We start from the raw sequence: 16,931 nt of genomic DNA, 5'->3' as shown, positions 1-16,931 counted from the left end.
ACCCGCCATGATCCGAGCCTTCGTCCTCGACGACCACGAAGCGGTCCGCCGGGGGCTGATCGAACTGCTGCAGCAGCCCGGCGACATCGAGGTCGTGGGCGAGTCCGGGTCGGCCGTCGAAGCGATCCGCTCGATCGTCGCGCTGCGCCCCGACGTCGCGATCCTCGACGCCCGGCTGCCTGACGGAGACGGCATCGACGTGTGCCGTGACATCCGATCGACCGACCCCGGCATCCAGGGACTGATCCTGACCTCGTACGCCGACGACGAGGCGCTGTTCGCCGCGATCATGGCAGGCGCCGCCGGATACCTCCTCAAACAGGTCCGCGGCACCGATCTGATCGACGCCGTCCGCCGTGCCGCCGCCGGCCAGTCGCTGCTCGACCCGGCGGTCACCGCCCAGGTCCTCGAACGCATCCGCCGTGGCGCGGGCCAGCCACCCGAACTCGCCGCCCTCACCGATCAGGAGCTGCGCATCCTCAGCCAGATCGCCGACGGGCTGACCAACGACGAGATCGCCGAGAAGATGTTCCTGACCGAGAAGACGATCAAGAACCTCGTCACCAGCATCCTGGCCAAACTCGGCCTCGAACGCCGCACCCAGGCAGCGGTGCTCGCGATGCGGCTGCTCGGCGGCACCCGGCGCTGAGGCCGAGCCTCTCCTCAGGGCACAGCCAGGCGCCTTCCGACCAGGCCCCAGGTCAGGACCAACGTCTCGCCCCCACGCACACAGCCCATGACCGCCTCGCGGCGCATCCGCAGTGGGCCGACGAGCCCAGGGGCCACACGGCCGGTCCGCTCAGGGCCGATGGTCCCATCACGACAGGTCTTCGCACTCTGCTGTGGCGGCGGGTGCGCACGGGACTCTGGGTCCAGACAGCGACCCCCTTCCCCCGAAGGAGAAGACCATGAAGCGCAGGACCCTCGACCTGATGTTCAGCCTCGGCGGCATGGCCATCGCCGTCCTGCTCGCGATCGCCGGATTCGTGCTGCAGGCCAACGCGAACTTCGCCAACGACTACGTCGGCTCGCAGCTGACCGAGCAGAACATCACCTTCAAGGCCCTGGACGCCCTCACCCCCGAGGAGCGTCGGCAGCCCGGACTGGTCGAGTACGCCGGCCAGAAGCTCACCACCGGCAAGCAGGCCGAGGTGTACGCGATCCAGTTCATCGGCCTGCACCTGAAGAACACTGCCGACGGCAAGACCTACGCCGATTTGGGCGTGCCGCAGAGCCAGCTTCGGGCACAGGTCGCCGAGGCCGCCAAGAACAACGACCCGAATCTGGCCGCGCTGCAGCAGCAGCTGGCCGACGTCACCGCCCAGCGGGAGACCATGTTCAAGGGCGAGACCCTGCGCGGCCTGCTGCTGACGACCTACGGGTTCAGCGAGTTCGGCGTCAAGGCCGGCCAGGCCGCGCTCGTGGCCTTCCTGTCGGCACTGGTGATGCTCCTGCTGTCGGTCGCCGGGTTCGTCCACGCATGGGTCACCCCTCGCACACGGGCCTTCGCGCCGGTCGAGGCAGCACCGGACCGCGAGCGGATCAACGCCTGACAGCCCCTGGGGGCGGCCCGCCGACCGGCGGGCCGCCCCACGCCCGAGCCTGCGCCGCAGACCTCGAAGAAGTGAGGTGCTCGGGTTCGCCGCGTCGGTGTAAGGCCTCGTCTTGCCAATCTTCGAAACCGTGCGCCGGGCCGCCGACGACTCACCCGAGGTCGTCAAGCTGTGGCAGACGGTGAAGTCCAACCGGAGCCCGGATGGTGGTCGAACACGCCGCCAGGCTCGGACCGCTCACCCTAATGCATCACCGAACAGGCCGTCGACCTGATGTGGCTACTCAACGACCCCGTGCACTACGCGGCGCTGGTCGACGAACCAGGCTGGCCTGTCGTTCTCAGGACCAGGTGGGCTGCAGCACCGCCTCGGTCAGCGCGCTTGTCCGCGAGTGGGCGATCTGCCGGTGGTCCGGGTCGCCGACCATCCTGCTGATCAGCTGCGCTTGGCCATGTCATCCCAGGTGCTGGTCGTCATGAGCATGATCAGCCTATTGGCGCGCTGCTCGTGCCAGAGCCAGGTGTCCGGGTCAGCCAGCGCTGCCGCGACCTCCTCGTCGGTCATGGGCCCGGCACTGTTCCATTCGCCGTCGTGGGGTTCTCGGATCTCGATCCAGCCCCGCTCGATCAGGTCAGCCACAACATCGGCGAAACGCGGTATCAGGAAACGCACCATCTCCTCGGAGATCGGCGGCGCCACCAGCCCGGTACCGGTCGGCACGGCGTTGGTGTGGAAGTTGTGGTCGTATATGACCCCGCTGAGATATGCCTCCTCAGTCGCGTTGACCATCACGGCGTACTGCTCTGCGGTCAATTCCTGCCACACGTCCACCGGAACATGCTGGCAGTCGGCCGCCGGAACCGGAACAGCGGCTGCTCGATCCGGCAGCACCGACGGCCCGGTGCCTCCTCGCTCCGGCCGGCTCGGGACTCGACGTCACGGGGACGCGCCGAACGCCGGTCCGGTCGGTGTCATCACGCCGGGAGCCGGTGGCTCTACCGGTCGCGAGAGATCATCGCTGTCACCACGCTGCCTCTGCTCTCACTGATGCGGGTGCCGATGTGCATGCCGTCGGCGAGGGTCCGGACGAGCCACAGACCGCGGCTGTCAGCCGAGCCGGGCTCCGGCTGCTTACGCCCGTCGACTCCAGGCGGGATTCCCGGGCCTTCGTCGCTCACCCGGCAGTAGACCGCGCCGGCGGCCGCCCACAGCGCCAGCTCGCCTGAGCCGCCGCCGTGGCGTACGACGTTGGTGGCGAGCTCGTACGCGACGAAGACCAGCGCGTCGACGCGTTCTGCGCGCAAGCCGACGGCGTCGGCGTGGGCAGCGACCGCCGATCGCAGGCTGACCAGGTCCGCTTCGGCGAACAGCAGCTCAAGGAGCAGCACGGCATCCGCCGGGAGGCCGTCTGGCGGCGCCTGCCGGGATCGGCTGCCGGGTTCAGTCGTCATGGCGGACCGCTGTCATGGTCACCTTTGCCAGCTCTTTCAGCCCCAGCGCAGCGAGCAGGTCGAAGGAGATTCGGGTACAACGCACGGTCATACGCTGCCGGGCGGTCAGGCCGAGCGCGGTCTGCATGATCACGCCCGCCGTGGTCGTATCCATGAACCTCAGCTGAGTCAGGTTCAGGTCGACGTGGTCGTCGAGCGCGAGGGTCTCCGTGAGAGCCGTGGTCAGCGGTTCGATCGCCCGGTAGTCGATCTCCCCGGCGACGCGGACGCCGGTGGGCACGTGTTGGCGGCAGATTCTCAGCAGGGCGTCGTCGTGATAGGTGACGGCGGTGACGTTCATGCCGTGGGACTCTGCTGCCGCGGCCAGCGTCACCGTGTCGAAGCACTGGCGGTCGTACTGGCAGGCCGCTGTCGCGTTCTGCTCGGCGAGCATCCGGGTCAGCCGTGACTCGTACTCCATCAGATCGGCCACGCCGGTGATCGGGCGTAGCGCCCAGCACATGTCGCCGGTCACCCGCAGGCCGCCGTGTCCGTCGCGGGTGGCCTGATCGATGTGCGCCTGCCACCGGTCGAAGGTGGCCGCCGGATTGAACGTGCCCTGCGGTGCGAAGAACAGCCCGCTGGGGCTGATCTGCAGCTGCCTCGATCGGACGGCCGATTCGATGGCCAGGCCGCGTGCGGTCAGCTCATCTGCCAGTGCCGGGTGGCTGACGGACTCCGTCAGGCACAGCACCTTCTGCCCCAGCCGGAGACCATCGCGCACGAACGCCGCGACGATGTCCAGGCGCTCGTCGTTGTCGGAGAACGTCAGACAGGCGTGATCACCCGGCTTCAGGTCCTCCACCGACGTACCGCTCACTGCTACTCCTCACGCTGACACAGCGAGCACCACCGTAGTCGCCTACCAACGGCAAGCTTTGTCTACCCGGTCGGTGTCCGACGAAACCCGCCTCCGGTATCCATGCGACGTCATCGGCACGCGGGAGTGGTCGATCGCCAGGTCGAACGTCGGAAGCACATCCGAAACGTCCTGCACCGGTTCAGTGAAGATTCCATAAGGTCACTTAAGGCATTTCTCGTGAACCAATCTATCAAGGCATTATGTGCCAGGTTCAATGTACACTCTTGAAACTTAAGCGGTTCAGTGATGAGCTGGCGAAACCCGATCCCGGGTCACTTCCGTCCCTACAGGAAGGTGATCATGTTTCACGCACGTCTTCGCCGTGCCGCCGGTCTGGTGGCGCTGACCGTCGCCGCGGCCGTGCTGTCGGCAGTCCCGCCGGCACAGGCCCACACGGTCTCCCCGGCCAACCCCAACGCCTCGACCGCCGCGCGCTCGGTGCTCAACTGGCTGGCGCACCTGCCGAACCGCAGCGGGAACCGGATCGCATCCGGGTTCTTCGGCGGCTACAGCAACAGCGGCTTCTCCCTGGCCCAGACCGAGGAGCTGCGTAACGCGACCGGCCAGTACCCGGCGATCCTGAGCTGTGACTACGGCTCCGGCTGGGCCACGGCCGCCGACATCACCACGCTGGTCGATTACTCCTGCAACGCGTCGCTGAAGAGCTGGCACACCGCCGGCGGCCTGGTCACCATCAGCGTGCACCTGCCCAGCCCCGCCAACGCCAACGGCGGCGGCCTCAACACCCCGATGGGCAACTTCGCCGACCTGCTGAACTCATCCACTGCGGCGGGCTCACGCTGGCGCGCGCTCATGGACAAGATGGCCCAGGGCCTGCAGGACCTGGAGAACGCGGGCGTGCCGGTGCTGTTCCGGCCGTTCCACGAGGTCAACGGCGACTGGTTCTGGTGGGGCAACCGCGACACCAACATTTTCAAGCAGGTGTGGCAGCAGCTGTACACCTACTTCACCGCCACCAAGGGCCTCGACAACCTGCTGTGGGTGTACTCGGCCGACTTCAGCCGCGGCAACCGCACCGCGTACTACCCCGGCGGATCGTATGTGGACGTCGTCGGGATGGACGCCTACGACGACAACCCGCAGACCTCGGGCATCCAGTCGGCCTACGGCGAGCTGGTCGGCCTGGGCAAGCCGTTCGCGTTCGCCGAGATCGGACCGGACAGCCAGGGCTCGTTCGACTACGGGCGGTGGGTGACGGCGTTCCAGCAGAACTACCCGGCCACCAGCTACTTCCTGGCGTGGAACGACGGCTGGGGCCCGGCGCGCAACCAGGGCGCGTCGACCCTGTTCACCAGCTCCTGGGTCCTGAACCGCGGCGAGGTGGACCTGGGTTCGATCACCGAGCCCGGCGGCGGTGGCGGATCGGCGACGCTGCTCCACGGGTTCGAGTCCGGCCTTGAGGGCTGGTCCGGCAGCAACGTCACGGGCGGCCCGTGGCGGGTCGGCGAGTGGGCGGTCCAGGGCAGCCAGTCGCTGAAGGCCGACGTCAACCTCGCCTCCGGCGTGTCCTACCTGCGCCGTACGGCGACGCAGAGCCTGTCCGGGCGAACCAGCCTGCGTGCCGTCGCCCGGGTCGCGCCGTGGGGCAGCCACGCCGCGGGCACCCAGGCCAAGCTGTACGTCAAGACCGGCTCGTCCTGGCAGTGGCACGACGGCGGCACGGTCACGGTCACCTCGGCCGGGGCAGCGCTGTCGCTCACCCTGACCGGGGTGGCCGACCTCGGCGACGTACGGGAGATCGGCGTGCAGTTCATCCCGGCCGCAGGCGCCGGTGGCACCTCCGCGATCTACGTCGACGACGTCACCGTGTCCTGACCGCAGAACCCGTGCGCCGTGGCGTCGGCCGCGTCGCGGCGCACGGCAGCCGTGCGCTTGCCAGACACGTCACCGGCCGGTGATGTGACCAAGGTCCTGCCCGACGGGTCCTACCGGCTCTGCCCCGGCCGAGCCGGCCGAGCGCACGGTGAGAGCATGGTCACTGAACAGTTCCTGGTCAAAGCACGCGAGCACGGCGTGTGGGCCGAGGTCGTCACCGGCGAGGCGTCGTTGCAGCTGCTGTCGCGGATCGTTGAGGCCGCCACCGCCGCCCTGCGGGGTGACAGCTCCTACCGCCTTCGGCCGGTCGGCGGCACGGCGTACTGCCCGAGGGCGCATGCGTGGGAGGGCGTGGCGGGCACCTGCCGCGCCGGTCCGTGCGGCCCCGACCGCGGCTACGCGGTGGTGCTGGGCACCGACGCCGACAGCGCCGACGACCGGTCACGGGCCGGACAGGTTGCCCGTGACCTGCTGGCCGAATCGGCCAGGGTCGGGCTGGTCGCCTCGATCCACGCCCAGCCCGCTGCGGTCCCGCTGGCCCGGGACCATCTGCAGCTGATGTTCGGGGAGTCCGGGTTCGCGCAACTGGTGGTATTCGTCCGCCCACTGCGAACCTCGGTAGGGGTGTCGGAGCCCGGCCAGTGCCCGGTGTGGCAGGCGGCGCAGTCTCCCGTGTCCGCGTGAGCGCCGCCGGAGTGTCCCGGCAGCCAGGGCCCGGTGGCGGGTCAGCTGGTGTGGACGACGGCGACCGGGCCGTGGGCGTGCTCGACCAAGGCGTGACTGACCGAGCCCAGCAACTTGCCGGTGAAACCGCCCCGCCCGCGGGAGCCGACGACCGTCAGCGCGGCGTCCCGGCTGGCTTCGACGAGGGCTCGCTCGGCATTGAGGCTGTGCACCGGCCGCAGCTCGACTGCCAGTTCGGCATGACCGGCACGCCACGGCGCGACGGCGTCGGCGAGCAGCTGCTCGGCTTCGGCGCGGGCTGCGTCGGCGGGGTCCACGGCGGGCTTGTCACCGCGATACCACGGGGCCTGCCAATGGACGTTGACCATGATCAGCGTGGCCTGGCGCAGCAGGGCCTCCTGGGCGGCGAACTGCAGTGCGGCCTGGGCCGGTGGTGAGCCGTCGTAGCCGACAAGGACCGGCCCGGCAAGGGTCGCAGCGGGTTCGGTGTCGGTGTCGGCGGGGCGGTAGACGACGACGGTGGTGTGGGCGTGGGCGGCGACCTGCGAGGACACCGATCCCAGGAGCAGGCCGGTGAAACCGCCTGCGCCGCGGCTGCCGACGACGACGATCCCTGCCCGGCGGGACTGCTCGATCAGCACCTGTGCGCCCGCCCCGGCGACCAGATGGGCACGAACCTCGACGTCGGGACACTGCTCGCGGAGCTGCGCCGTGACGCCGGTGAGGGCCTGCTCGGCGGCGTGGCGGGCTTCGCCCTGATCGGCGGCCAGGTATTCGCCGCCCAGCCACGGCGGAGCGAACCCGTACAACGCGCTTTGGTAGCCGCAGACCAGTTCCAGTGGCGCGCCACGTTCGCGGGCCAGCAGGGCCGCATGGCGGGCGGCGAGGATGCCGCATTCGGAGCCGTCCACTCCTGCGATCACGGGATGGTCCGGCCCGATAGGGCGCGGTACGGCCGTTTCAGGGTCCATACGTCCACGATGCCGCCCAGATGGCGCTGCCGGTGACCAAACCGGAAGATCGGCCTTCAACGGCGCTTGCGGTGCAGGCGCCGATTCGTCCCAGGCCGTCGCACCGCCCACTGATCGCGATCGCCTGCCATGCCCGGCACCCGGAGGCCGCCGAAGGCGACCGCGTGGACTCGGTCGGCCCGCGTTGCAGCCCTGGCCGCCTGCACGGCACGCGTGGCCGTCACGGCGGGTCGAGCATCTGCGCGGCCGGGCGGCGCGGGCTCTGCGCCGGCCGCCCCGGCGGCGGGTGCCCGACACGGACCAGGATCTGCGGCTGACCCGGGCCGGAAAGCAGCCGGGCCGCCTGCGCCCGCAGGTCGGCGAACTCGACGACGTCGCTGATCGGCGCCGATCCGAGCCCGGCCGCGGTGGCGGTCAGCAGGACCGCCGACAGGGCCTCCCCTGCGCGCAGCCGGTCGGTGAGCGTGTCGGCGTCGGTGAACAGCAGCCCGTACACCGCGCCGACGTCGTGTTCGGGCCCGGCGGAGAACCCTGAGCTGAAGTAGGTGAAGTCCCGCACCGGCACCCGCCGCTCGGACGCGGTCACCGCCGTGACCGCGGGAACGCCGTCGCCCGCGTCCGGGGGCCGGTTCGTCCAGCGCAGCAACTCCTCCTGGTAGCGGGGATCGGTGGCCTGCCGGGCGGCCGCCTCCCCGGCCAGCTCACGCAGGACCGTCAGTTGGTCGCCGGTCAGCGGCTGCAGGTGTGCTCCGTGCTGCTCGGCGGCGGCGACCAGGGCACTGACGGTGGCGCTGTTGACCGGTTCGGCGGTGAACGCCCGGCGGTCGGTACGGCGGCGGGCCATCGCCCGGTACAGGTTGACCTGTGTGTCGTGTGCGGCGGATTCCCCTACCGTGACGACGGCCAGCGGTCCCATGGTCGTGGCTGCCCGCTGGCGTCGCACGTCGGGGACCAGGCGGTTGGCGGCCAGCGCCACGCAGGCGTGATGCAGGGCGCAGCCGCAGCTGATCAGCAGTTGCCGGCCGTCGGGATCGGTGGCCAGCCGCCGGTGCTCGTCGGCGAACAGCTGCAGGTCCTCGGTGCTGGTACGCCAGATCCACGGCTGGGTGTTGAACACCGACGGCGCGGCCAGCGCGTCACGTGCCGCCTCCAACAGTGCACCGCGAGTTTGCAGCCCGGTGACGTTCATGCCCCCACGGTATGCCGCCCACCGCCCCACCCAGGGCAAGTCTTCACAGGTCAGGACCGAAGTCCCGGCTGGCGCTGCCGACCGGCCCTGTCCCCGACGCACTGGACCGGCGTGTCATGGAGGCAAGGACAAACGGAGGGAGAAGATCATGACCGCGCTCATGCCCCGCCTGTTCGGGGACTTGGCCGACCTGTTCGAGTCCGACCGGCCCATGTCCGCCGGCCACGTCATCCGACTGGAGGACACGCTCACCGACGAGCAGTACCAGATCCGCGCGGAGCTGCCCGGACTCGACCCGGAAAAGGACATCCAGGTCAGCTGCGACAACGGGGTCCTCAGCATCCACGCCGAACGCCGCGTGGAGGACAGGGGCCGGACCCGTTCGGAGTTCCGCTACGGGATGTTCACCCGATCCGTGCGCCTGCCCGGCAACGCCGATGTGTCCGCCATCCGCGCCGGGTACGACAAGGGCGTTCTGGAGGTCACCGTGCCGCTGAAGGCGACGGAGCCGGCGGCCAAGCAGATTCCCATCACAGCCGGCTAGCCACGACCACGACCGCCTGTGGACGAGGTAGACGCGAACCTGCGCATCACTCCGTGATGCGCGGCAGGCGGTTGATGACCTGGACGGCTACGGCTGCGGGATCTGGCCCGGCCACGTGGTCCGCTCGGCGGGCAGCCGCGGCGTGCCGGGCACCGGCGCCTGGTCGGGGTCGGCCAGCCCGAACCGCAAGACCAGCATCGGGTGGCCGGCTCCGGCAAGCATCCGGTGCAGGATCTGGCGCGTCACGGGCACCTCGACCACGGAGCTCAGCGGCAGCACCGCCACCCCGAGGTCGGTTGCCTTCAGCCAGCAGGCCGACAGCGCCTCCCCCGCCCGCAGCCAGTCACCGGGCTGGTCACCGGGGGTGAACAGCAGCCCATAGACGGCCGAATGGGCGTGACCGTGCCCGGGTTCGAGGGTGCCGGGCCGGCCGAAGTCCCGGCCCGGCACATCGGTCTGCGGCGGCGACTGCGGCACGGCGTCTGACGGCACGCCGGTGCGGGTCGGGCGGGTGCCGCCGACCCAGTAGTCCATCTCGGTCCGCTGGTCGGCGTCGTTCAGCCCGATCTCGTTGGCGCGGGCCGCGGCGACGGCCAGGTCGTCGAGATCCGGTCCGGCGAGCCGGTGCAAGCCGGCGCCGTGGTTGACCGCTGCCTGCCGGATGAGTTCCAGGGCGTCGTGGGGCACCTTATGCCCGATGGTCGGGCGCCGGTCGGTATGCCGGACGTCGATCTCGTCGAACAGCCGCCGCTGCTGTGCCGTGGCCGCCTGACGGCCGCTCACGGTGATCTGGGCCAGGGCGTCGGCTGAGCGGGCGTCGGGCATCCGCACCACCTGCGGCACCCATCCGGCGGCGTGCAGCGCGAGCAGGGCGTGGTGCAGCGCCGCGCCGCAGCTGATCGTCAACAGCCGGCCCTCAGGGTCGGCGACACGCAACTGCCGGCTGCGGTCGGCGCGAAGCTCCAGGCCGGTGCGGGTGGCAAGCCATCGCCACGGCTGCGTGTTGTGCACTGACGGCGCGCGGCCGCCGACCTCCGCCGCCCGCCGATATGCCTCGATCACTTCATCGGCCTGCGGTTCCGGTCCGTCTGTCATCGCCTGCCCTCCTTGCGCCACCACCAGTGATAACGCACCCGGGGCCGCCGACGTGTCGATATACCGGGAAGGGCCCATGGTCCTGGCCGGCCGGGTCGACGTGCTCTGCCCAGCCCACCCGCCCGCACGCACCCTGGAGGCGAAAGGCAGAACCCGCACAGCGGAGGTTGAGATGAAAGCGATCTATGCCACGCCGGTACTGTCCGACACGCGGCGTTGCGCCTGGACCCGCCGGCCCGTAGCCGAGGTGATGAGCAGCCCGGTACTGGCGGCGCCCGCGTCGGTGACCCTCGATGAGGCGCTGCGGCAGATGCTCGCCGCCGGATTCCGGCACCTGGCGATCGTCGACGGCCGGGGGTGCTGCGTGGGGGTGCTGGCTGCTCGCGCCATCGCCGCCGCGTCCGCCGGGCAGCGCGGCCTCGCCGATCTGACCGCCGCGGAGGTGCTCGACCACGAGGCCGCGGTGCTGGACTCCCACGCCGTGGTCGTGGACGCCGCGCGGCTGATGAGGTCGACCGCGGTCGACGCCGTCGCGCTCGTCGACGGCAGCGGCAGCCCGGTCGGCATGCTCACCAGCAGCGACCTCATCAGGCTCATCGCGTCTTGACCAGCGCCATTTACACGAACAGCATTTCGCGTATACTGGATCGCAGTTCGAGGGGGAGTACCCGAAGCAGGACGCGACTTCGCCAGTACGGTCCGGCCATCCGGGCCCGGAGCCGCGGCCATCCGACAGGGGTGGTTCGGGGAGACCGTCGGCCGTTCAGGTCCGAGCCACCGGCTCAGACCGGTCGAAGGAGTCTTCCATGTCCGTGTCACTGTGGGCCTGGGCTGCCGTGATGGGTGCCGTCGCCGTCATGCTCGCCATCGATCTGTTCCTGCATCGCGACGGCCACGAGATCGGCTTCCGCGAGGCGCTGACCTGGTCGGGCATCTGGATCGCAGCCGGGCTGGCGTTCGGCGGCGTGCTGTGGTGGTGGCAGGGCGGGGAGGCGGCCGGCACCTACTACGCCGGCTACCTGATCGAGAAGGCGCTGTCGGTCGACAACGTGTTCATCTTCGCGATGATCTTCACGTTCTTCGCCGTGCCCAGCGCTTTCCAGCACAAGGTCCTGTTCTGGGGCGTGATCGGCGCGCTGGCCTTCCGGCTGGTCTTCATCTTCGTCGGCGCGCAGCTGCTCGACGCCTTCTTCTGGACCGCCTACCTGTTCGGCGCGTTCCTGATCTACACCGGCTACAAGATGGCTTTCAAACACAACGGCGACATCGACCCGCACCGCAACCTGCTGGTGAGGATCGTGCGCCGGGTCGTGCCCACCGACCCGGCCTACCACGGCGACCGGTTCTTCACCCGGATCGGCGGCAGGCGGGTGGCCACGCTGCTGTTCGTCGTGCTCATCGCCATCGAAGCCACCGACCTCATCTTCGCCATCGACTCCGTCGCGGCGATCCTGGCCATCACCACCAGCACCTTCATCGTCTGGACCGCCAACGCCTTCGCCGTGCTCGGCCTGCGCAGCCTCTACTTCTGCCTGGCCGGGCTGCTGCGCCGGTTCGTCCACCTGCACTACGGCCTGGCGGTGCTGCTCGGCTTCGCCGGAGTGAAACTGATCCTGTCCGAAACCCCGGTCGGCAAGCTGCCGATCCCGGTCACGCTCGGCGTCATCGTCGCCACCCTGGCCGTGTCGATCGGTTGGAGCATGATCGCCACTCGCCGCGACGTGCCTCCCGCACACACCGCCCGGCCAGACGGCCAGGCGCCCGCTCCGCCCCGCTGACGTCCCCGCCCGCAGCCGCTGCCTGGCCAAGGCCGGGCAAACGCCGCCCGGAACGGTTGCGGGGACCGCCGAGCGTTCGGTCATGGAAATTGCGATGTGGAGTACGCGAATCCGCGCTCGTAGAATGTGCGCATGGCCCAGACGGCTTCCGGCAGCAGGACCTGGACGTTCCTGACCAACCACGCCCATGTCCTGCTGGCCCTCGCCAGGCAACCCGACGCCCGGCTGCGCGATGTGGCGGTCGAGGTCGGCATCACCGAGCGGGCCTGCCAGGCGATCGTCCTGGACCTGGAGACCGCGGGCTACCTGGTCCGCCACCGCGTCGGACGGCGCAACCACTACACCATCGACCCGGACGGACCGTTCCGCCACCCGGCCGAGGCCGACCACCGCATCGGCGCCCTCATCGCCCTGCTCGCCGCGCCCCGCGCCGAACGCCCGGCGCGCAGAGAACCGGAACCCGAGCAAGCCGCGCAGCCCCCACAGCCAAGTAGGCCGCAGAGGTGATGAGCGCAATCATTCACTTCGCGGAAACAAGCCCACGTCACCGCGGTCGATACGATGTGTACACCAGCGATGGCAGTGGGTGAGTCTCTCGCAGGGTTCGGCTGCGAAGGGACGCGCGAGGAGGCAATCGGTGCAACCAACGGAGTCGGCACGAAGGCAACTGGCCGCGGCGACGTTCCTGATGTCGGAGCACCAGCCCGCAGGACGCAGCCTGTGCACGTGCGGGCGCCTGCTGCCGTGCACCGTGGCCCTGGCCAGCACCCGAGCGCACGAACACAACAGCACCGTGCTGGCTCTGCTGCACGCCACCACCGAACTTCCCATGGTCCCCGCGCGATGACCACACAGGAGATATAACGGGTCAGCGGTGTAGCAACCCGCAGGGCGAATCGTCACCGAATGCCGCCGAGGACACGGCCCGCTCTGAACCGTGAAATGCCACACAGGCTTTGTGGTGATCAGGCGGAATAGGCCTCGTGTATGCCGATAAAATCGGCAGTGGCTCCATTCTCAGCCGAGCTGCGCCGACTCAGCAGCAGTTGCGATGTCGGTTCTTGGCCGCGGCCGCTCCACGACCGACGAGGTGACCACGCCGCCATGCCGCTGAGCGCACAACCGGCGCCCGAGCCGCCGCTTCCGAACGCCGACTGCCTGGCAGACAGGACCTGCAAGTTCCTGTACGACCTCACCGGATCCGGCTGGCTCGCCGAGGGCGGCTACTACCTGCTGGTCAAGCCGGTCCGCATCCTCCTCATCATCCTCGGCGCGATGATCGTCCGGGCGCTGCTGAACCACGGCATCGACCGGTTCGTCGACCGCACGGTGAAGGGCAAAACGCTCCTGCGACCCATCCGCGAGAAGGTCCCCACCTCGGTCGCCACAGCCACCACGGTTTTCGCCGACCGCCGCAGCCAGCGGGCCGAGGCACTGGGATCGGTGCTCAAAAGCGTGGTCACCGCAACGGTTTTCTCCCTCGCATTCCTGATCGTGCTCAGCGAGCTGGAGATCAACGTCGGGCCCCTTCTCGCGAGTCTCGGCGTAGCCGGCGTGGCGCTGGGTTTCGGCGCCCAGTCGCTGGTCAAGGATCTGATCGCCGGGATGTTCATGCTCCTGGAAGACCAGTACGGCGTCGGCGACACCATCGACACCGGCGAGGCCCTCGGCGTGGTGGAGACGGTCGGCCTGCGCATCGTCAGCATCCGCGACATCCACGGCGTGCTGTGGCACGTCCGCAACGGTGAGATCATCCGTGTCGGCAACAAGAGTCAGGGCTGGGCCACGGTCATGATCGACGTGCCGATCGGGTTCGTCGGTGTCGACAAGGCCACCGCCGTGCTGCGCCGGGCTGTGGACGCGTTCGCCCACGATCCGCAGTACTCCGGATACTTTCTCGAATCACCGCAGGTGCTAGGCGTGGAGAACATCAGTGTCGACGGCGCGGTGATCCGCACTGTCTGCAAGACCTCCACCGACCGGCAGTGGGACCTTCAGCGCGAGATGCGCCGACGGCTCACGGAGGCACTAGAGGCCTCGGGTATCGCGGCGCAGATGCAGGCATCCCGCACGCTGCGGGCGTCCCTGCCGATCCAGGAACCGCCCCCGGACCGCTGAGCGGGCACCACACGGTCGGCCGCTCAGGCAATCACGGCCCGCCGCGAGGCTCGCGCGTACCCCAGCCCGGACAGTAGTGGGCTTGTCGGTTCGGCGGACTACTGCCGGACCATAGCGATCTTGAACCGTTCGTCGGGGTTGATCAGGTGGTCTGCATCTTCGGCATCCTGGCCGAGAGTGATCTCGACCCAGTGGACCCGCCCGGTGAACGCGGCCTCGTGGGGGCCGTAGTCCGGGCTGACCATGGTTGCCGTGTCATTGCCGATGTCGGTGGTCTCGTCGGCGGAGAACACCATCGGCACGGTGGCGTCGACCCGGCCCGCGCCGACCTGGACGCCGTCCAGGTAGAGCATGACGGTGCCGCCCTTGCCGAGGCCGCCGCCGTCGTAGACGAACTCCATCCTTACCTGGTGATCACCCGCCGGGATGGGCTCGGAGCCGACCACGATGAACGTCTTGAGGCCGAAGAGGTTGTAGCAGTACGCAGGTCTGCCGTCTTTGGCGTACAGCGACCAGCCGCCGAACGCGCCGCCCTGCGCCACGACGACGCCCTGGGCCCCGTCTTGTGGAACAGTGACCTGCGCGGTGACCGCGTGCGACTTGTTCTTGACGATGATCACCGAGTTCTCGCTCAGCCGGCCCATGCCGCCGTAGATCAGCTGCCTGTCGCCGCGGATCAGGGTCGGCCGGCCGGCCAGGTCGGCGTTGAATCGGTCGGGTCGGCGGTCGTCCAGCGGCAGCACCTGGTACTTGGCGGCCTCGACAAGGAACAGCCGCTGCAGTTGCCGCAGCTTCTCGGGCTGCTCGGCGGCCAGGTCGCGGGCCTGGGTCCAATCGTCGGGTCCGTACAGTTCCCACGCGTCGTCGTCGTAGGCGGGCAGTCGCCCCTGGACGAACGACCACGGCACCGAATGCCGGGTGACCGCCGTCCAGCCCTTGTGGTAGATCCCCCGGTTGACGAACATCTCGAAATACTGGGTCTCGTGCCGCTCATCGGCGCCCGGGTCGTCGAAGGAGTACGCCATCGACACGCCCTCCATCGCGGCCTGCTGCACCCCGTGGACGAAGCTCGGCTGCGGCAGCCCCGCCGCCTCCAGCACCGTCGGCGCCACGTCGATCACGTGGTGAAACTGGTGGCGCAGCTCGCCGCGGGCCGTAATCCCAGCGGGCCAGTGCACGATCGTGCCGTTGCGGGTGCCGCCCCAGTGCGAGGCGACCTGCTTGGTCCACTGGTACGGAGTGTCCATCGCATGCGCCCAGCCCACGGCGTAGTGGTTGTACGCCCTGGGCGTGCCGAAGTCGCCGATACGGGACGCCATGAACTCGGCGGTTTCCAGGCCCTCGATGCCGTTGAGGATGATGTGCTCGTTGAAGGTGCCGTGCAGGGTGCCCTCGGCCGACGCGCCGTTGTCGCCGATGATGCAGTAGATCAGAGTGTCGTCCAGGACCCCGAGGTCGGCCAGCGCGTCGATGAGCCGGCCCGCGTGGTGGTCGGTGTGCTCCAGGAACCCGGCGTAGACCTCCATCTGCCGCGCCAGCACGGGTTTGAGGTCGTCGGGCATGTCCGCCCAGGCCGGAATCTCGGCAGGGCGAACGGTCAGCTGCGCGTCGGTCGGGACGACACCTATCTCCTTCTGCCTGGCGAAGGTGCGCTCGCGCAGCCTGTCCCAGCCGTCGTCGAACCGGCCCCGATACCTGTCCGACCACTGCGCCGGAACATGGTGCGGCGCGTGCGTGGCACCAGGCGCCCAGTAGACGAAGAACGGTTTGGCGCCCATCAGCGCCTTCTGCTGGCCCACCCACGCGATGGCCTGGTCGGTCATGTCCTCGGTGAAGTGGTAGCCCTGCTCCGGAGTCCGTGGCGGCTCCACCGGCACGGTGTTCCGGTAGATCGACGGGGCGTACTGGTTGGTCTCACCGCCGATGAACCCGTAGAAGTACTCAAACCCGCCGCCGGCGCTGGGCCAGGCGTCGAACGGTCCCATCGGGCTGGTCTGCCAGACCGGCACCTCGTGGCACTTGCCGAACTGCGCGGTCGAGTAGCCGTTCAGCTTCAGGATCTCCGGCAGCGGCGCCTTGGTATTGGGCCGCACGGAGCTGTACCCGGGCGCGGACGTAGCCATCTCGGTGACCCCACCCATCCCGACCGAGTGGTGATTGCCTCCGCTGAGCAGGGCCGCCCGCGTCGGCGAGCACAGGGCGGTGGTGTGAAACCGGGTGTAACGCAGCCCGCCTGCCGCCAGGCGATCGAACGTCGGCGTGCTGATCGGACCGCCGAACGCGCTGGACGCACCGAAGCCGCAGTCGTCGATCAACATGACCAGAACGTTCGGGGCCTGCCGCGGCGGCAGAAGCGGTTCGATCGGCGGGTACGACGTGTCGGGATCCTTGGCGTCGTAGGTCGTCAGACCTGGACGGTCGACATGCGGAATCGGCAGCACATCCCGGCTGACGGGCTCGCCCATCGTCACCACCTCCGGCTGATCGGCCCGTCTTCCACGATAGGTAACCCGGGGCCGTGCCTACCGGATGTTTCCGGTCCAGTGAGCCGATTCCGGCCATAGGATGGCTGGTAGCCCCGTCCGTGCACGGGCTTGGATGTTCACTGCCAGGGAGGGCGTGGTTGTCATGGCCATGACCGACGAGGAGTTCTTCGGGTTGCAGCGGGACGTCGAGGTTTTGATCCTCAAGAAGATCAAGACTGCTCTCGACGATGAGCGATACTCCCCGGAGCACCTCGAGGCGCTCGCGAACGCCTTCGCCATCGTGCACAGCGAGAAGCCGGCGGACATCGGCAGGGGTTGACGGGCG

The 16,931-nt window shown here is 69.3% G+C and carries 18 protein-coding genes; 11 read left to right on the top strand and 7 right to left on the bottom strand.

Features of this window, described 5'->3' with window-relative positions:
• Nucleotides 1–7: 7 nt before the first annotated feature.
• Complete coding sequence (locus Cco03nite_RS16025; protein ID WP_203692890.1) at nucleotides 8–649, top strand: response regulator; 642 nt, start codon at nucleotides 8–10, stop codon at nucleotides 647–649.
• A 259-nt stretch (nucleotides 650–908) separates the two neighbouring features.
• Nucleotides 909–1,553, top strand: coding sequence for a hypothetical protein (locus tag Cco03nite_RS16020; protein ID WP_203692889.1), 645 nt, complete (start codon nucleotides 909–911; stop codon nucleotides 1,551–1,553).
• 435 nt (nucleotides 1,554–1,988) lie between these two features.
• Here the strand turns inward: Cco03nite_RS16020 and Cco03nite_RS16015 are convergent, their stop codons facing one another.
• The 3 genes from Cco03nite_RS16015 to Cco03nite_RS16005 all read right to left on the bottom strand — a co-directional run bounded on the left by Cco03nite_RS16015 (nucleotide 1,989) and on the right by Cco03nite_RS16005 (nucleotide 3,863).
• Nucleotides 1,989–2,384: a hypothetical protein gene (locus Cco03nite_RS16015; RefSeq protein ID WP_203692888.1), complete on the bottom strand. Its 396-nt coding sequence runs from the start codon at nucleotides 2,382–2,384 to the stop codon at nucleotides 1,989–1,991.
• A gap of 164 nt (nucleotides 2,385–2,548) precedes the next feature.
• The gene (locus Cco03nite_RS16010; RefSeq protein ID WP_203692887.1) at nucleotides 2,549–2,941 is read right to left on the bottom strand and encodes an ATP-binding protein; all 393 of its coding nucleotides are present in this window, start codon (nucleotides 2,939–2,941) and stop codon (nucleotides 2,549–2,551) included.
• A 52-nt stretch (nucleotides 2,942–2,993) separates the two neighbouring features.
• Nucleotides 2,994–3,863 carry an MEDS and STAS domain-containing protein gene (locus Cco03nite_RS16005; RefSeq protein WP_203692886.1) on the bottom strand — a complete coding sequence of 290 codons (870 nt, stop codon included), beginning with the start codon at nucleotides 3,861–3,863 and terminating at the stop codon, nucleotides 2,994–2,996.
• Between the two features lie 342 nt (nucleotides 3,864–4,205).
• Between Cco03nite_RS16005 and Cco03nite_RS16000 the strand changes: the two genes are divergently transcribed.
• Both Cco03nite_RS16000 and Cco03nite_RS15995 read left to right on the top strand, forming a co-directional pair.
• Nucleotides 4,206–5,741, top strand: a complete 1,536-nt coding sequence (locus tag Cco03nite_RS16000) for a glycosyl hydrolase (protein ID WP_203692885.1) — start codon at nucleotides 4,206–4,208, stop codon at nucleotides 5,739–5,741.
• Nucleotides 5,742–5,897: 156 nt separating this feature from the next.
• On the top strand, nucleotides 5,898–6,425 hold the full coding sequence (locus Cco03nite_RS15995; protein WP_203692884.1) for a hypothetical protein: 528 nt from the start codon (nucleotides 5,898–5,900) through the stop codon (nucleotides 6,423–6,425).
• Nucleotides 6,426–6,466: 41 nt separating this feature from the next.
• On the opposite strand, the gene Cco03nite_RS15990 is transcribed toward Cco03nite_RS15995, so the two are convergent.
• Together Cco03nite_RS15990 and Cco03nite_RS15985 are read right to left on the bottom strand one after the other, a co-directional pair.
• Complete coding sequence (locus Cco03nite_RS15990) at nucleotides 6,467–7,348, bottom strand: universal stress protein (protein ID WP_239167411.1); 882 nt, start codon at nucleotides 7,346–7,348, stop codon at nucleotides 6,467–6,469.
• 268 nt (nucleotides 7,349–7,616) lie between these two features.
• Entirely contained in the window at nucleotides 7,617–8,585 is a 969-nt protein-coding gene (locus Cco03nite_RS15985; protein WP_239167410.1) for an Acg family FMN-binding oxidoreductase, read from the bottom strand.
• A 148-nt stretch (nucleotides 8,586–8,733) separates the two neighbouring features.
• On the opposite strand from Cco03nite_RS15985, the gene Cco03nite_RS15980 reads away from it, so the two are divergent.
• Nucleotides 8,734–9,129: an Hsp20/alpha crystallin family protein gene (locus Cco03nite_RS15980; RefSeq protein WP_203692883.1), complete on the top strand. Its 396-nt coding sequence runs from the start codon at nucleotides 8,734–8,736 to the stop codon at nucleotides 9,127–9,129.
• A gap of 87 nt (nucleotides 9,130–9,216) precedes the next feature.
• Here Cco03nite_RS15980 and Cco03nite_RS15975 read toward each other — a convergent pair whose 3' ends face one another.
• The gene (locus Cco03nite_RS15975; RefSeq protein ID WP_203692882.1) at nucleotides 9,217–10,224 is read right to left on the bottom strand and encodes an Acg family FMN-binding oxidoreductase; all 1,008 of its coding nucleotides are present in this window, start codon (nucleotides 10,222–10,224) and stop codon (nucleotides 9,217–9,219) included.
• A gap of 250 nt (nucleotides 10,225–10,474) precedes the next feature.
• Here Cco03nite_RS15975 and Cco03nite_RS15970 point away from each other — a divergent pair, with 250 nt between their 5' ends.
• From Cco03nite_RS15970 to Cco03nite_RS15950, 5 genes are all read left to right on the top strand, one after another.
• On the top strand, nucleotides 10,475–10,831 hold the full coding sequence (locus Cco03nite_RS15970; protein WP_203692881.1) for a CBS domain-containing protein: 357 nt from the start codon (nucleotides 10,475–10,477) through the stop codon (nucleotides 10,829–10,831).
• Nucleotides 10,832–11,030: 199 nt separating this feature from the next.
• Nucleotides 11,031–12,002 carry a TerC family protein gene (locus Cco03nite_RS15965; protein ID WP_203692880.1) on the top strand — a complete coding sequence of 324 codons (972 nt, stop codon included), beginning with the start codon at nucleotides 11,031–11,033 and terminating at the stop codon, nucleotides 12,000–12,002.
• A 132-nt stretch (nucleotides 12,003–12,134) separates the two neighbouring features.
• Nucleotides 12,135–12,509 (top strand): helix-turn-helix transcriptional regulator, encoded by a 375-nt coding sequence (locus Cco03nite_RS15960; protein ID WP_239167409.1) that lies wholly within the window; start codon nucleotides 12,135–12,137, stop codon nucleotides 12,507–12,509.
• A gap of 130 nt (nucleotides 12,510–12,639) precedes the next feature.
• Entirely contained in the window at nucleotides 12,640–12,849 is a 210-nt protein-coding gene (locus tag Cco03nite_RS15955; protein WP_203692879.1) for a hypothetical protein, read from the top strand.
• Nucleotides 12,850–13,106: 257 nt separating this feature from the next.
• Nucleotides 13,107–14,120, top strand: coding sequence for a mechanosensitive ion channel family protein (locus Cco03nite_RS15950; RefSeq protein ID WP_203692878.1), 1,014 nt, complete (start codon nucleotides 13,107–13,109; stop codon nucleotides 14,118–14,120).
• 98 nt (nucleotides 14,121–14,218) lie between these two features.
• On the opposite strand, the gene Cco03nite_RS15945 is transcribed toward Cco03nite_RS15950, so the two are convergent.
• Nucleotides 14,219–16,585, bottom strand: coding sequence for an arylsulfatase (locus tag Cco03nite_RS15945; protein WP_203692877.1), 2,367 nt, complete (start codon nucleotides 16,583–16,585; stop codon nucleotides 14,219–14,221).
• 169 nt (nucleotides 16,586–16,754) lie between these two features.
• Between Cco03nite_RS15945 and Cco03nite_RS15940 the strand changes: the two genes are divergently transcribed.
• Entirely contained in the window at nucleotides 16,755–16,925 is a 171-nt protein-coding gene (locus tag Cco03nite_RS15940; RefSeq protein ID WP_203692876.1) for a hypothetical protein, read from the top strand.
• Nucleotides 16,926–16,931 lie beyond the last annotated feature (6 nt).

It is taken from the genome of Catellatospora coxensis, from assembly GCF_016862635.1.
Classification (GTDB): Bacteria; Actinomycetota; Actinomycetes; order Mycobacteriales; family Micromonosporaceae; genus Catellatospora; species Catellatospora coxensis.
Note: the sequence above shows the minus strand (reverse complement) of the source record. Positions and strands in the feature narration are given on the sequence as shown.

Excerpts from the sequence above, each read along its gene's own strand:
- Cco03nite_RS16000 (WP_203692885.1), top strand. The coding sequence starts at position 4,206 with ATGTTTCACGCACGTCTTCGCCGTGCCGCCGGTCTGGTGGCGCTGACC.
- Cco03nite_RS16020 (WP_203692889.1), top strand. The coding sequence starts at position 909 with ATGAAGCGCAGGACCCTCGACCTGATGTTCAGCCTCGGCGGCATGGCC.
- Cco03nite_RS15945 (WP_203692877.1), bottom strand. The coding sequence starts at position 16,585 with ATGGGCGAGCCCGTCAGCCGGGATGTGCTGCCGATTCCGCATGTCGAC.
- Cco03nite_RS15980 (WP_203692883.1), top strand. The coding sequence starts at position 8,734 with ATGACCGCGCTCATGCCCCGCCTGTTCGGGGACTTGGCCGACCTGTTC.
- Cco03nite_RS15950 (WP_203692878.1), top strand. The coding sequence starts at position 13,107 with ATGCCGCTGAGCGCACAACCGGCGCCCGAGCCGCCGCTTCCGAACGCC.
- Cco03nite_RS15970 (WP_203692881.1), top strand. The coding sequence starts at position 10,475 with ATGAGCAGCCCGGTACTGGCGGCGCCCGCGTCGGTGACCCTCGATGAG.
- Cco03nite_RS15985 (WP_239167410.1), bottom strand. The coding sequence starts at position 8,585 with ATGAACGTCACCGGGCTGCAAACTCGCGGTGCACTGTTGGAGGCGGCA.
- Cco03nite_RS15960 (WP_239167409.1), top strand. The coding sequence starts at position 12,135 with ATGGCCCAGACGGCTTCCGGCAGCAGGACCTGGACGTTCCTGACCAAC.
- Cco03nite_RS15940 (WP_203692876.1), top strand. The coding sequence starts at position 16,755 with ATGACCGACGAGGAGTTCTTCGGGTTGCAGCGGGACGTCGAGGTTTTG.
- Cco03nite_RS15975 (WP_203692882.1), bottom strand. The coding sequence starts at position 10,224 with ATGACAGACGGACCGGAACCGCAGGCCGATGAAGTGATCGAGGCATAT.
- Cco03nite_RS15995 (WP_203692884.1), top strand. The coding sequence starts at position 5,898 with ATGGTCACTGAACAGTTCCTGGTCAAAGCACGCGAGCACGGCGTGTGG.
- Cco03nite_RS15965 (WP_203692880.1), top strand. The coding sequence starts at position 11,031 with ATGTCCGTGTCACTGTGGGCCTGGGCTGCCGTGATGGGTGCCGTCGCC.
- Cco03nite_RS16025 (WP_203692890.1), top strand. The coding sequence starts at position 8 with ATGATCCGAGCCTTCGTCCTCGACGACCACGAAGCGGTCCGCCGGGGG.